10 protein-coding genes are annotated in these 13755 nt (G+C 70.7%); 7 read left to right on the forward strand and 3 right to left on the reverse strand.

The window, feature by feature from the left end; all coding sequences use genetic code 11:
* The first annotated feature begins 31 nt into the window (after nt 1–31).
* Nucleotides 32–2557, forward strand: a complete 2526-nt coding sequence (locus tag J7357_RS16525) for an alpha/beta fold hydrolase (RefSeq protein WP_209248160.1) — start codon at nt 32–34, stop codon at nt 2555–2557.
* 41 nt (nt 2558–2598) lie between these two features.
* Here the strand turns inward: J7357_RS16525 and J7357_RS16530 are convergent, their stop codons facing one another.
* Nucleotides 2599–3687, reverse strand: a complete 1089-nt coding sequence (locus tag J7357_RS16530; RefSeq protein WP_209248162.1) for an alkene reductase — start codon at nt 3685–3687, stop codon at nt 2599–2601.
* A 256-nt stretch (nt 3688–3943) separates the two neighbouring features.
* Here J7357_RS16530 and J7357_RS16535 point away from each other — a divergent pair, with 256 nt between their 5' ends.
* Entirely contained in the window at nt 3944–5146 is a 1203-nt protein-coding gene (locus tag J7357_RS16535) for an MFS transporter (protein ID WP_209248164.1), read from the forward strand.
* 6 nt (nt 5147–5152) lie between these two features.
* Here J7357_RS16535 and J7357_RS16540 read toward each other — a convergent pair whose 3' ends face one another.
* A complete protein-coding gene (locus J7357_RS16540) occupies nt 5153–6169 on the reverse strand; it encodes a tetratricopeptide repeat protein (protein WP_244667608.1) in 1017 nt (338 codons plus the stop codon).
* A 585-nt stretch (nt 6170–6754) separates the two neighbouring features.
* Between J7357_RS16540 and J7357_RS16545 the strand changes: the two genes are divergently transcribed.
* From J7357_RS16545 to J7357_RS16565, 5 genes are all read left to right on the forward strand, one after another.
* Nucleotides 6755–7210 (forward strand): PA2169 family four-helix-bundle protein, encoded by a 456-nt coding sequence (locus J7357_RS16545; protein WP_041500455.1) that lies wholly within the window; start codon nt 6755–6757, stop codon nt 7208–7210.
* Nucleotides 7211–7351: 141 nt separating this feature from the next.
* Nucleotides 7352–7972, forward strand: coding sequence for an RNA 2',3'-cyclic phosphodiesterase (gene thpR, locus J7357_RS16550; RefSeq protein WP_209248166.1), 621 nt, complete (start codon nt 7352–7354; stop codon nt 7970–7972).
* Nucleotides 7969–8568: a hypothetical protein gene (locus tag J7357_RS16555; RefSeq protein ID WP_209248168.1), complete on the forward strand. Its 600-nt coding sequence runs from the start codon at nt 7969–7971 to the stop codon at nt 8566–8568. Before thpR ends, J7357_RS16555 begins: the two co-directional genes overlap by 4 nt.
* A gap of 62 nt (nt 8569–8630) precedes the next feature.
* Nucleotides 8631–8816 (forward strand): oxidoreductase-like domain-containing protein, encoded by a 186-nt coding sequence (locus J7357_RS16560; RefSeq protein WP_010342339.1) that lies wholly within the window; start codon nt 8631–8633, stop codon nt 8814–8816.
* Nucleotides 8817–8938: 122 nt separating this feature from the next.
* On the forward strand, nt 8939–10363 hold the full coding sequence (locus tag J7357_RS16565; protein WP_244667609.1) for an AcvB/VirJ family lysyl-phosphatidylglycerol hydrolase: 1425 nt from the start codon (nt 8939–8941) through the stop codon (nt 10361–10363).
* A gap of 353 nt (nt 10364–10716) precedes the next feature.
* On the opposite strand, the gene mprF is transcribed toward J7357_RS16565, so the two are convergent.
* The gene (gene mprF, locus J7357_RS16570; RefSeq protein WP_209248170.1) at nt 10717–13281 is read right to left on the reverse strand and encodes a bifunctional lysylphosphatidylglycerol flippase/synthetase MprF; all 2565 of its coding nucleotides are present in this window, start codon (nt 13279–13281) and stop codon (nt 10717–10719) included.
* Nucleotides 13282–13755 lie beyond the last annotated feature (474 nt).

Here is a 13755-nt window from a genome sequence, read left to right on the forward strand (position 1 = left end):
GACCGGCGCAGACACGCAACAGGGGATGCACATGCGAACGAACACAGGGGCGACGGCTGCCGGCCGTCTAGCGCGCACCTTGATCCTGGCCTGGGGGCTCTGCCTGCTGGCGCTGCCGGCCTGGGCGCGGATGCAGGAAGTCAAGCCGGGACAAACGCCGGAGCTGGCGCCGGGCGAAGGCCTGGTGGTGGTGGCGGTGGACACCGACGTCGCATTGAGCGGCGTGGAGTTGAACAAGGACGGCAAGGTCTTCGGTGGCGGCACCATGTCCGGTCTCAAGCCGGGCATCAGCTACCGGCTGTACATTGCACCGGCCGGCGACTATGCCTGGCGCCGGGTGCTGTTGATCTCGCAGTTCGGCTACAACCTGCGCGACAGCGACGAGTTCCGCTTCCGGCTCGAGCCGGGGCAGATCACCTACCCGGGCGACCTGCTGTTCCGGCCGTCCTCGTTCTTCAGCGGCGACATGGGCATGGTCAATCGCGCCTTGGCGGCGATGGACTGGTTGCAGCAGACCCATCCGGCGCTGTGGGCGCGCTACACCCTGCGTTACGCCGGGCACTACCCGGACCCGTTTCCGGAGTTCTACCGCAAGGCGCTGGCGCAGCACCCCGACGCACGTCCCGCGGCGCAGGTGGCGCTGCGCGCACCGCCGGCGCCCGGCGCGCTGCCGATCGCGCCGGCCACGCTGTTCCGCGATAGCCGCATCACCGGCCTGAGCCTGAATCCGCGCGGCGACCTGCTGGCGTTGCAGGTGCGCGAGCGCAAGGACGAGTGGCGCATCGAACTGCTGGACCTGTCCAGCGATCAGCAGCGGGTGCTCGCCACCAGCGTCGATCCGATCCGGCAGATGCTGTGGGCCGGCAACGACGCGTTGTTGTTCACCGTGCCGGTGAAGAACGGGCGCGACGTGGTGCGCGGCATCCGCGCCGATACGGGGGCCGACGGCAAGCGCAAATGGAGCCCGCTGAGCTTGCCCGATGGCGGGTTCCTGGTCGACGCGCTGCCGCAACGCCCCAACCAGGTGCTGTACGCCACCACCCTGAGCAACGGCGACAATGCAGTGCAGGTCCTGGACGTCTCCAGCCAGGCGGCGATCGACCGCTGGCGGCCGCGCCTGCGCGACCGGGTCAACGTCGGCCTGGAGCGCGACGTCGGCTGGCTGACCGATGGGGAAGGGCAGTTGCGCCTTGCGATCGTGCGCCGCGACGACGGCTACGTGCTGCGCTACCGCGACAGCGAAGGAGCGTCCTATCGCGACGTGATGACGCTCGACCACCTGCGCGATTTTGAGCCGGTCGGCCTGTCCTACGCCGCGGACGAGATCTATGCGGTGACCGACGACGGACGCGCGCAGCGGGACCTGGTCGCCTACGACGTGGCCACGCGCAAGATCGTGCGCACGCTGTTCAGCCGCAGCGGAGTCGACGTGGTCGACCTGATCGAGGGTCCGCAGCGCACGCCGATCGGCGTCACCTACTACGAAAGCGGACGCCTGGTCAGCCACTACTTCGAAAGTGCCGACGATCGTGTGGGCCGCGCGCTCAGCGCGGCCTTGCCCGGGCGCAACCTGCAGATCGCCGCGCGCAATGCCGACGGCAAGCAGATCGTGCTGTGGGCCGACGCCAGCGACCAGCCGCCGCAGCTCTACCATCTCGACCTGGACAAGCGCGTGGCGCGCACGATCGGCGAGACCATGCCATGGCTGCACGGCATGACCTTCGCCCCCAGCGAGGTGTTGCGATTCAAGGGGCGCGACGGACTGCCGCTGGAAGCCTTCGTGACCCTGCCGCCTGGTGCCGGGCCCAAGCCGCTGGTGGTGTTTCCGCACGGTGGGCCGATCGGCGTCGCCGATGCGCTGGGCTTCGATCCGGAGACCCAGTTCCTGGCCTCGATGGGCTACGCGGTGCTGCGGGTCAACTTCCGCGGCTCGGACGGCTACGGTCGCGCTTTCCGCGAGGCCGGACGCGGCAGCTTCGGCACGTTGATCGAGGACGATATCGATGCGGCGATCGTGCAGGCGCAGGCGCGCTATCCGCTGGACCCGCAGCGCATGTGCGTGGTCGGCGCCAGCTACGGCGGCTATTCGGCGCTGGTGATGACGATCCGCTGGCCGCAACGCTTCCGCTGCGCCGTCTCCATCGCCGGCGTGGCCGATCGCATCCTGTTCTATACCGCCAGCGACGGCGCGCGCAGCGCCGAGGGACGCGCGAACCTGGAAAAGCACCTGGGCGATCCCAAGGCGGAGCTGGCGCAGATGATCGACACCTCGCCGCTGTACCACTACGACGCGATCAAGGTGCCGGTGATGCTGGCGCACGGCCTGGAGGACCGGCGGGTGGATTACGAGCACACCCGGCGCATGCTGCGCATGCTCGACATGGCCGGCAACGCGCCGGTGGGATTGAGTTTCAAGGACGAGGGCCACGGTTTCGGCGACGTCGAGCACCGCGTCGCATTGTGGAGCGGCGTGGCCGGCTTCCTGCAGACGCATCTGTCCGGGCCGCAAGCCGCGCCGGCGCCGACGGCGGCCGCCACACCCACGGCCGCGCCCTGACCGCTGCGGCGGCACCGTTGCGGTGCCGCCGCAGGACGCGATCAGTCCAGCGTCGGGTAGTCGGTGTAGCCCTTGGCGCCGCCGCCGTACAGCGTGTCGGCGTCCACCTGGTTCAACGGGGCGTTGCGGCGCAGCCGTTCCACCAGGTCCGGGTTGGCGATGAACGGGCGGCCGAACGCCACCGCGTCGGCGCGGCCGGAGGCCACGGCGTCTTCGGCCAGCGCCTTGTCGTAGCCGTTGTTGACCAGCCACGGGCCATGGAACTTGGCGCGCAGCGCCGCATAGTCGAAGGCGATGTTGTCGCGCGGGCCACCGGTGGCGCCTTCGATCACGTGCACGAAGGCCAGGCCCAGCGGATCCAGGCGTTCCACCGCGCGCTCGAACAGCGGCTGCGGGTCGCTGTCGCGCGCATCGTTGGCCGGGGTCACCGGCGACAGGCGCACGCCGGTACGGTCGGCGCCGATTTCCTGCGCCACCGCCTCCACCACTTCGAACAGCAGGCGGGTGCGGTTCTCGATGCTGCCGCCGTAGGCGTCGTCGCGATGGTTGCTGCCGTCGCGCAGGAACTGGTCGATCAGGTAGCCGTTGGCGGCGTGCACTTCCACGCCGTCGAAGCCGGCGGCGATGGCGTTGCGGGCGGCGCGGCGGAAGTCCTCGATCAGCCCGGGGATCTCGTCCAGGCGCAGCGCGCGCGGTGCGGAGACATCGGTGAAGCCTTCGGCGGTGAAGGTCTTGGCGTCGGCACGCAGCGCGCTGGGCGCCACCGGCGCGGCGCCGTCCGGCAGCAGGCTGACGTGCGAGATACGGCCGACGTGCCACAGCTGCAGCACGATCTTGCCGCCGCGGCGGTGCACTTCATCGGTGACTTTTTTCCAGGCCGCGACCTGCGCGTCGCTGTAGATGCCCGGGGTGTCCTTGTAGCCCTGGCCCATCGGGCTGATCTGGGTCGCTTCCGCGATGAGCAGGCCGGCGCTGGCGCGCTGGCCGTAATACTCGGCGGCCAGCGGCGAGGGAATGCGGCCTTCGCCTTCGGCGCGGTTGCGGGTCAGCGGCGCCATCACGATGCGGTTGGCCAGTGCGATCGCGCCCAGGCGCAGCGGCGTGAACAGCGGGGAAGGAGTATCGGTCATCTATGGGACTCTCGTTGTGGAGTGGGCGGGCGACCCTACAGCGGGCGCTGCAAGGCGATGTGCGTACAGGACATGGGGACGCGCGCGGCGGTTTCGCGGTGGCGCCATGGGACAGTGCGTTGCCTCGGCGGCACCTTTGCGCACCTGGTCGGCCGGCCCTGACGGCTGCGCCACGCAACGCGGCGTTGCGCATGTAGGGCTGCAGGAATTGCTGCAATGCACAATAATGGGCAGCCCTTTCTCCTGGGACGTGCGCATGACCTCATCCGCCACGGCGCCGCTGTCGCGGCGCGGCTACGTGCTGATCCTGTTCGCGCTGGCAATGGGCGGTTTCGCGATCGGCACCAGCGAGTTCTCCACCATGGGCTTGATGCCGTACATCGGCCGTGGCCTGGTCATCGATGCGCCGCAGGTCGGGCACCTGATCAGCGCCTATGCGCTAGGCGTGGTGGTCGGCGCGCCGCTGCTGGCGATCCTGGGCGCGCGCTGGCCGCGGCGCGATCTGCTGCTGGCGCTGATGGGCTTCTATGCGTTCGGCAATCTGGCCAGCGCGGTGGCGCCGGACTATCACAGCATGCTGGTGGCGCGATTCGTCGCCGGACTGCCGCACGGCGCCTATTTCGGCGTGGCGACCCTGGTGGCCGCCTCGATCGGCCCGCCCGACCAGCGCGGTGCCGCGGTCAGCCGGGTGCTGCTGGGCCTGAACCTGGCGGTGCTGGTCGGCAACCCGCTGGCGACCTGGCTCGGCCAGGTGGCCCAATGGCGCTACGCCTATGCCCTGGTCGCGGTAATCGCGGTGTTGACGGTGCTGCTGGTGTGGCGCCTGCTGCCGGCCGATCCGCAGGAGGCGCGGCCCTCGCCGTTGCGCGAGTTGCGCGCCTTCAACCGCACGCAGGTGTGGCTGGCGCTGGGCATCGGCTCGATCGGCTTTGCCGGCATGTTCTGCGTCTTCAGCTATCTGGCGCCGACCCTGATGGAGGTCACCGGCGTGTCCGAACACTGGATCCCGGTGGCGATGGCCGCGTTCGGGCTGGGCGGGCTGCTCGGCAACCTGGCCGGCGGCTGGCTGTTCGACCGCATGCAGTTCCGCGCGGTGCCGCTGGTGCTGCTGTGGTCGCTGGCAGTGTTGCTGGCGTTCCCGCTGGCGGCGACCTCGCCGTGGGCGGTGCTGCCGGCGGTGGTCGCGGTCGGCAGCATGGGCGCCTTGGCGCCGGTGCTGCAGACCCGCCTGATGGATGTGGCCAGCGACGCGCAGACCCTGGCCGCGGCCTCCAACCATGCCGCGTTCAACCTGGCCAACGCGCTGGGGCCGTGGCTGGGCGGCATCGCGATCGGCGCCGGCCTGGGCTGGACCTCCACCGGCTATGTGGGCGCGGCGATGGCCGTCGGCGGCCTGCTGATCTACCTGTGGGCGCGCCACGCGGCACGGCGTGCGGCATGCGCGCCCGCGGCTGGCTAGGGTGCGCTAGCGCAGCGGCCGCGCCGTGGAAGACAGCCTGCGCAGCGCGTCCAGCTTGCCCTGGTAGCGCGGTTGCGTGGCCGGATCGGCGTGGGCCATGGCCTTGCGCAGCGCCGCGGTGGCGCGGCGGGTGTCGCCGCTGTGCAGGTAGGCGCGGGCCAGGGCGAAATACAGCAGGTGGGCGCCGTCGTACAGGTGCAGGGCATGCCGGTAGTAGGCGATCGCCGCGGCGTAGTCCTGGCGCCGCTCCGCCTCGTTGCCGAGCAGGTATTGCTGGAATGGGTCGCGTCGGCGCACCTGTTCCATCTGCCGCTGCAGCGTGGCCTCGCGGGTGCCGTCGCCCAGGCGTCGGGCCAGGCCCACGGCATTGGACAGCGCCGGCAGGTGCTCCGGATCGATCTCCAGCGCCTTGGCGTAGTCGCGTGCGGCGGTGGCGCTGTCGCCGTCGCGCATCGCCAGCACGCCCCGGTTGTTCCAGGCCCCGGCGAAGCGTGGGTCCATCTGCAGGGCCATCGCCAGATGCGCGCGGGCGCCGTCCAGATCGCCGTCGACCATCAGCTCGGCGCCGCGGTTGTTGTAGTAGTGGGCGAGGGCGCGGCGGTCGGAAATCGGCTGCGGCCCGCGCCGGTCCATCAGCACGCTGCGGTCCAGGTCGATGCTGCCGCGGCCGCTGTCCACGCGTACGCCGGCGTTGACATGGCCGACGTTGTACAGCGCATTGCCGTCCTCGTACCAGCTCAGCACGCGGCGCACCTCCTGGACCTGCGCCTGCAGTCCGATGTCGCGCGCCATCGCCACGAACAGCAGGGTGAAGGACAGGCAATTGACGCGACGGGTCGCGTAGCTCTCGGCGACGCTGTGGGTGGCCTTGGGGTCGTATTGCAGGTTCAGGCCGTTGGCGTCGAAGGCCAATGCCACCAGTTGCTGCAGGCGGTGCTCGGCGTCGCCGTTGCGATCGATGCGCTGCTGCAGCAGCGCGTGCAGCGCCGGCGGCAATTGCAGGATCTGCTCCGGCGTCGGCATCTGCGTCGGCGTCGGTGCGGCGGTTGGCGCTGGGACTGGCGCGGCAGCCTGTGCCGCTTCTGCCGCGTACGACGGTGGCATCGGCGGCGATGGGGCGGCCGCAGCGGTAGCGAGCAGGGCGAACGCAGTCCAGGCGAACATGACGCACCTCGCGGCGCCCTGCAGTGGCGAGGGCTCGTCTGCACTATAGGCCTTTGGCCGCGGTGCCGGGAGGCCGCCGTGGCTGCGCCGACGGGCGGTCCTGGACCGGCACGCTCGATGGCAGTCATCCACAGCCACTGTGGACGATCAGGGGGCAACCATGTGGATAAGTCGCGTTCGGCGAAGCGCCGCAACACGCGCAGACAGGATGGTGAAAATTTCACCACATGCCTGACTGCGTGCAGTTCCCAATGAACGCATGTTCACCACCGGCAATGGCGCGTGACGAACAAGGGCGAACGGCTCACGTGCGCTTTATGCCGTTCTGGCGAGCATCGCCAACACCACGCAACGCGGCAATTCTCTCGACCGCGCCGTGCGATATCCAGGTCCACCCCGCGTGCCCGTTGCGCGATATCGCCGGCTTCGCCACAGGAGTTTTCCATGAGCATCCAGAGCAAGACCACGCACAGCCTCAACGACCTCATCGCCATTTCCCGCGACGGCAAGGACTTCTACGAAGAAGCCGCCAAGAAGGTGGGCGACGCCGAGTTGTCCGCGCTGTTCCTGCGCATCGCCGGCGTCAAGTCGGACATCGTGAGCAGCCTGAGCGCGGTGGTGCAGTCGGTCGGCGGCAAGCCGGAAGAGCACGGCACCATGGTCGGCAGCATGCAGCAGATGTACGGCAAGGTCCGCGCCGCGCTGGGCGACACCAAGTATGGCTATGTCGCCGAACTGGAGGAGTCCGAGGACCGCCTGCTGAAGGCCTTCAATGAGACCATCGCCGACGCCGACACCCCGGTGGCCGCACGCGACGCCGCCACCCGCCTGCTGCCGGAAGTGCGCGCCTGCCACGACGTGATGCGCACCCGCAAGCATGCGATGAAGAACGCGGCCTGACCGCCATCCGCCGCCTGCCCGGCGCGCCGCCATCGCGGCGCCGCCCGGGCGGCGTGCCGGATCTGCAGCGATCAGGCGCGCTTGCTACCATGCGCGCTCGACCGCTGCCCGATCCGCTTGCGGCGTTTGCCGCTCCACTCCATGTATCCCGACACTGCGCCCGACGGCGCCCAGTTCTCGCTCGGCTTCGACGCGCCCGCCGCGCGCGAAAGCCTGTTCTTCGCGTTGTTGCCGGACGCGCAGACCGCGCAGGCGGTGCATGGCCTCGGTCAGCAGCTCTGCCACGACCATGGATTGCGCGGCCGCGCGCTGCCGCCCGAGCGGCTGCATGTGACCTTGCACTATCTGGGCGAATACGCCGGGATTCCGCCACGCTTGCTGCAGCAGGCCTGCGCCGCCGGGCAGGCGCTTGCGGCCTCGCCATTTGACCTTGCATTCGACCAGGCGCTGACCTTCGACAGCCGCGCGCGCAGCCGGCCTTTGGTGCTGCGCGGCGATGCCGAGCCCCAGCCGCTGCAGGCCTTGCGCCAGGCGCTGCAGCAGCAATTGGCCCGGCACGGGGTCGCCGCACGTGCCGACGGCGCCTATCTGCCGCACATGACCCTGGCCTATGTCGAGCAGCCGCTGGCGCCGCAGCGTGTACCGGCGCTGTGCTGGCAGGCGGCGTCGCTGAGCCTGATCCGCAGCGTGCAGGGCCAGGGCCGTTACCTGCACGAAGCGAGTTGGCCGTTGCGGACCGATCCCGCGCAGAGCGGCCCATGAGTGCGGCGCCGCTGACCCTGCCCGATGCGCAGTGGGCGCAGCTGCGGGCGGCCTACGCCGAACCGCCGCGCGCCTATCACCATTTCGGCCACGTCGAGGCGGTGCTGGCGCACTTTGCCGAGGTCGCCGCCGACACCGGCTGGCAGCAGCCGCGCGAGGTCTACCTGGCGGTGCTCTATCACGATGCGGTGTACCGCGCCGGCCGCGGCGACAACGAAGCGCAGTCGGCGCGCCTGGCCGAGGCGGCGATCGCGCAGTGGCTGCCGGATGCCGGCGTGGACGCGGCGCGGGTCGCCGCGCTGATCGAACTCACCGCGCGGCACGGGCAACTGACCGTCGATTCGGTGGATGCGGACGCGGCGCTGTTCCTGGACTGCGACATGGCCATCCTCGGCGCCACGCCGGAGGCCTTCGCCGCCTACGACCGCGCCATCGCCGAGGAATACCGTAGGGTGGTGCCGGGGTGGCTGTACCGGCGCAAGCGCCGTGCCTTCCTGCGCACCGTGCTGGCGCAGCCGCGCATCTTCCTCAGCGAGCGCTTCCACGCGCGTTACGACGCGGCCGCGCGCGCCAACCTGCGCCAGGCCATCGGCTGAGGCCGCCGCCGCCTTCTTCTACACTGCCGCGCCGGTCCTTCCGGCCGCCACCACCAAGCCCCATGTCCGACCCCGCCGCCAACGCCGATCCCCGCCCGCAGGCGCCGCTGCCGCCAGCCCCCAGCGACTGCTGCGACAGCGGCTGTCCGCTGTGCGTCTACGACCTCTACCACGAGGAACTGGAGCGCTACCGGCAGGCGCTGGCGGCCTGGCAGCTGCGCCACCCCGGCGCCGACGCGGATGGCTGACAGGGCTGCCGGTGCAGGCGATGGCCCGGGTCCGGCGTACCCGGCATGAACCGCCGCGCGCGCCGCGCTTCGCGCCGCCGCCGTTCGGGATTATCTTTAACGCGCCTTTTCAGGATGGCTGGATGATGCAGAAGCGTGGCGGTTGGGTGTGGGGATGTGCACTGGGTGGACTGCTTGTGGCCGGCATCGCCGGTGCGGCGCCGGGCGCTGCGACCGCCGCCGCGCCGAGTGCCGGTGCGCCGGCGACATCGCCGGAAAAGCTCAGCCATGGGCGCTTCGAGCAGGTGCCGGTGCTGTTGCCCAAGGGCAATGCGAAGCGCGTGGTGCTGTGGTTCGCCGGCGGCAAGCACGCCGATGCCGAGCGCATGCGCCAGATCGAGGCGCTGCGCGACGACGGCGCGATGGTGGCGGTGATCGACAGCGCGCACCTGCAGGCGGTGCTGGCCAAGATCGACGGCACCTGCGGCTTCTCTGCCGGCGACGTGGAGAACTTCTCGCGCTACGTGCAGGCCTATTTCCACGTGCCGACCTACCACCTGCCGCTGCTGGTCGGCGACGGCGACGGCGCCGCGCTGGCCTACGCGGTCGCCGCGCAGGCGCCCAAGCATCTGCTGGCGGGCCTGCTGACCGAAGATTTCTGCCCGGTGCAGGTGCTCGACGACCAGATCTGCGGCGCCGGCATTACCGCGCCGGCGCGCGCGCTGCAGCCGACCGCGCTGCCGGTGCCGTGGCTGGCGGCGCTGGACGCCAAGAGCCGGCGCGACCGCTGCACCCAGCAGAGCGATGCGTTCCTGCAGAAGGTCGCGCAGGCGCGGCAGTTCCGCCGCAGCGCCAGCGGCGATGCGTTGCCGGGGCTGCGCGCGGCGGTGCGTTCGCTGGGCGATCGGCCCGGCGTCAGCCTGCCGCCGACTCCGGCCGACCTGGCCGGGCTGCCGGTGGTCGAAGTGCCGGCCGCCGCGGCGGCGTCCGACGCCGACAACGGCAACGTGTTCGCAATCTTCGTCTCCGGCGACGGCGGCTGGGCCGGGCTCGACCAGCAGGTCGCCGGCGCCCTGGCCAAGGCTGGCATCCCGGTGGTGGGCGTGGATTCGCTGCGCTACTTCTGGAGCGAGCGCACGCCGCAGGGCTTTGCCACCGACCTGGACCGCATCTACCGCCACTACAGCCACCTGTGGCAACGCGGACGGGTGGTGCTGATCGGCTTCTCGCAGGGCGCCGACGTGCTGCCGGCGGCCTACAACCAGTTGCCGGAGGCGATGCGCGACCAGGTGCAGCTCACCGCCTTGCTGTCGGTGGGCAAGACCGCCGACTACGAGTTCCATGTGTCCAACTGGATCAGTTCCGGCGACGACGGCCTGCCGATCGCCCCGGAAGTGGCGAAGATGCCGCCGGCGCAGACCCTGTGCATCTACGGGCAGGACGACGACGACGCGTTGTGCCCGGACCTGCCCAAGGGCGGGGCGCAATTGGTCAAGCTGCCCGGCGACCATCACTTCCAGGGCGACTACGCCACGCTGGCCAAGCAGATCCTGCAGCGGATTCAGTAGGGGCGGGATTGGGGAGGCGCGATTGGGGAGGCGGGATTGGGGATTGGTGGGGTGGTCGCGCGTGTTGGCTTGTCCGCTCGCGCCCTCGTAGGAGCGGCTTCAGCCGCGACGCGGGCCACTGAAACGCCGGTTCTGCGCGGGACAAGCGCCCGTTCGGTGTCGCCGGACTCCATGGCGGTCGTACCCTCACCCCAACCCCTCTCCCGGTGGGAGAGGGGCTTTGGTATCTCCCTTCTCCCCTCGGGAGAAGGTGCCCCGAAGGGGCGGATGAGCGTACGGCGCGCAGCCTCGCAATGCCCCCCGCAAACGGGATAGCCAGGCCACTCCCCAATCCCGACTCCCCAATCCCCGCCTCACTCCGGCTTGCGCGGATCCAGCGAGATCAGACGGGTCACGTCCAGCAGTGCGGCCGGCAGGTGCATGCCGCCGGGGGCGGCGAGGTAGCGGGTGCGCCAGGCGGGGGCGAACTTGGACTTGAAGCGGCGCAGGCCGGTGAAGCCATAGAAGCGTTCGCCGTGGCGCACGATCAGGTTGCCGAAGCGGTTCCAGCGCCCGGCCAGGCGGTGCTGGGCCAGGCCCGACAGCGGCGCCATGCCCAGCGAGAAGCGCTTGTAGTCCTGGTCGCGGCCCCACAGGAACAGCTCGATGAACAGGAAATCCATCGTGCCCTTCGGCGCGTCGGCGATGTGCCGCATCAGGTCCACCGACAGCTCGTGCCCGGCCGGCGCCTGCCACAGGTTGGCGAAGGCCACGACCTTGCCTTCGAACTCCACCACCGCGATCGGGAAGCGGCGCAGATAGGCCCGGTCGAAGCTCCCCAGCGAGAAGCCCTTCTCGGCGCCGGCCTTGTCTTCCAGCCATTGCTGCGAGACCTCGGCCAGCACTGGCATCAGCGCGTCCACCGCGTCGGCTTCGACGATGCGGAAGCTGAGCCCGCTGCGCTTGCCACGGTTCCAGGCCTGGCGCAGGTCGGCGCGGTCGCGGCCCTCCAGGTGGAAGCCCTCCAGCGACACCATCGCTTCCTCGCCGAGCTTGACCAGGGTCAGGCCCAGGTCCAGGTAGGTCTGCCAGTGCTGCTCGCCGACCTGGTAGAACACCGGGCGCAGGCCCATGCGGTCGGCTTCCTCGCGGAAGCGCCAGATCAGCGCGCGGGCCACCTCCGGCGTGCCGACCGGGTCGCCCATCGCCACCAGCGAGCCGCCGTAGCGCTGCATCATCACGAAGCCGGGGCCGTCCTCGGCCTGCAGCAGCGCCTTGTCGCCGGTCAGCACCAGGCAGGCCTGGGTGTCGGTGGCCTCGGCCAGCACCGGCGCCAGCGCGTCCAGTTGCGCGCCATCGGCCGGCGGCAACGGCGAGCGGGTGCTGTGCAGCAGCCGAGCCAGCCCGAACACCACCACCGCCACGCTGACCAGCAGCACCGCGCGCAGCGCACGCGGCGCATTGGCCGAGGTGGCGAACTCCCACCACAGTTCGTTCTGGTATTCGACGTGGCTGTAGACGAAGAACAGCAGCCAGATCGTGGCGATCAGCACCAGGCCCAGGTTGCGCAGCCACGGCCACGACCAGGCCTCGTCGAGCAGCGCGCCTTCGCGGTAGAACTCGCGGCGCGCACCCCACAGGCCGACCGCCACCACCAGCGAGGACAGCGCCACCGACACGTGGCCGCCGCGCAGCCAGGCCGGCAGCGGCAGCAGCACGCAGATGCCGATCGCCAGCACCCAGGCGGCATGGCTGCGCCGCTGCAGGCCCTGGCCGATCAGCAGCAGCACCACGCCGCCGAGGCTGGCCAGCAGGTGCGAGGTCTCCATGATCGACAGCGGCGCCATGTCCTGGCGGCGCTTGGGCGTGGGCAGGGTGCCGTCGATGACCAGCGCTGCGCCGACCGCGAACACCGCCAGGGCGATGATCTGCGGCAGCCACGGGCGCAGCGTGCGCCAGGCCACGCGCACCCCGCCGGCACTGGCGGCCAGCGGCCGGCGCAGGCCGGACAGCGACGCCATCAGCACCGACAGCAGCAGCGGCACCACGTAGTAGGTGATGCGGTAGATCAGCGCCGCCGCCAGCACCGCCGCCGGCGCCACGCCGGGCAGCAGCTTGAGCAGGCTCCACTCGAACACGCCCAGGCCGGCCGGCACGGTCGAGACCAGGCCCGCCACCACCGCGACCAGGTACAGGCCGACGAAGCCGATGTATTCGATCCCCGATTCGTTGGGCAGCAGCACGTAGAACGCGGCGCTGGCCAGGCCCAGCTCGACCACGCTCAGCGCGGTCACGCCCAGGGTGGTGCGCCGGTCCGGCAGCCACAGCTCATGGCTGCGCCAGCGCAGGGTGCGGCCGTCGCGACCGGCCAGCAGCAGCATCGTGGCGAAGCCAACCAGCAGGACAATACCGATCGCGCGTACCGCAGTGGCGCCGACCGGCAGCGCCAGCGCCGCGGCGGCCGGTTCCAGGGTCAGGGCCAGCGCCAGCAGCAGCCAGGCGCCGAACACGAAGCCGAGCGTGCTCATCAGCACCACCTGGCCGATCTCGGCCAGGCTCAGCCCGACCCGGCCGTAGCCGCGCAGGCGCACCGCGCCGCCGGTCAGCGCGGCGAAGCCCAGGGTCTGCCCGACCGCATGCGCCAGGAACGCGGTGATGCTGATCCGCATCGGGTGCAGCTTGCGCCCGCTGCGGCGCAGGCCGACGGCGTCGAAGCCGATCAGGCAGGCATAGCTGCTCAGGCCCAGCAGCAGGGTCAGCACGATCTGCGTCAGGCTTAGCTGGTTGAAGGCGTGACGGATCGCACTGTAGCCGTGGGTACTGAATTCCGTGGCCAGCGCATGCAGCGCCAGGGCCAGGATCGCCAGGCTGGCCAGCACCGGCAGCGCACGGCGCCAGCCGGGCGTGGACGCGGGAGTAGAGGGCGCGGCGTCGGTCATTGCGGGCAGGCGGCGGCAAGGCGCCACGGCGCGCGGCGCACGGTGCGCGACGGGGCCGGAGCGGAATTGCGGGTGAAACGGAGACGGGCCATCGCGATACCGGTTGAATGAAAGCGTGTCACGAACATGGAGGGGCTGCGAAACGGAGGCCAGGGCGCGGTAGGTGCGGGGCTGTGGCGAGGCCGGTTGCCCCGACACGCCGCGCGCCACATCCAGACAGGGCGGCGATCAGCGGCGCGAGACGATTCCGCACGGACGCGCGTGGCGCCATCCGGGGCGGTACCGCGTCGCGTGCGCACTGCATCCTCCCTCATCACTGCCGTTCCTCCACCGCACATCGCACGCCCTAGGCTATACCGGTCGCGCCGGCGACGCGCATGATAGTGGAATCGTACGTCGCCACGGCGTCGGGGACCGCGGCGGGAGCGTGGCCGACGCGTGTGGCGACGGCCCTTGTCGGTTCCGGAGCCTGTC

The sequence above is a fragment of the Xanthomonas sp. D-109 genome (assembly GCF_017746095.1).
GTDB classification, from domain to species: Bacteria; Pseudomonadota; Gammaproteobacteria; order Xanthomonadales; family Xanthomonadaceae; genus Xanthomonas_A; species Xanthomonas_A sacchari.

Coding starts and splice junctions, on each gene's coding strand:
- J7357_RS16525 (WP_209248160.1), top strand. CDS start 32: ATGCGAACGAACACAGGGGCGACGGCTGCCGGCCGTCTAGCGCGCACC.
- J7357_RS16530 (WP_209248162.1), bottom strand. CDS start 3,687: ATGACCGATACTCCTTCCCCGCTGTTCACGCCGCTGCGCCTGGGCGCG.
- J7357_RS16535 (WP_209248164.1), top strand. CDS start 3,944: ATGACCTCATCCGCCACGGCGCCGCTGTCGCGGCGCGGCTACGTGCTG.
- J7357_RS16540 (WP_244667608.1), bottom strand. CDS start 6,169: ATGCCGACGCCGGAGCAGATCCTGCAATTGCCGCCGGCGCTGCACGCG.
- J7357_RS16545 (WP_041500455.1), top strand. CDS start 6,755: ATGAGCATCCAGAGCAAGACCACGCACAGCCTCAACGACCTCATCGCC.
- thpR (WP_209248166.1), top strand. CDS start 7,352: ATGTATCCCGACACTGCGCCCGACGGCGCCCAGTTCTCGCTCGGCTTC.
- J7357_RS16555 (WP_209248168.1), top strand. CDS start 7,969: ATGAGTGCGGCGCCGCTGACCCTGCCCGATGCGCAGTGGGCGCAGCTG.
- J7357_RS16560 (WP_010342339.1), top strand. CDS start 8,631: ATGTCCGACCCCGCCGCCAACGCCGATCCCCGCCCGCAGGCGCCGCTG.
- J7357_RS16565 (WP_244667609.1), top strand. CDS start 8,939: ATGATGCAGAAGCGTGGCGGTTGGGTGTGGGGATGTGCACTGGGTGGA.
- mprF (WP_209248170.1), bottom strand. CDS start 13,281: ATGACCGACGCCGCGCCCTCTACTCCCGCGTCCACGCCCGGCTGGCGC.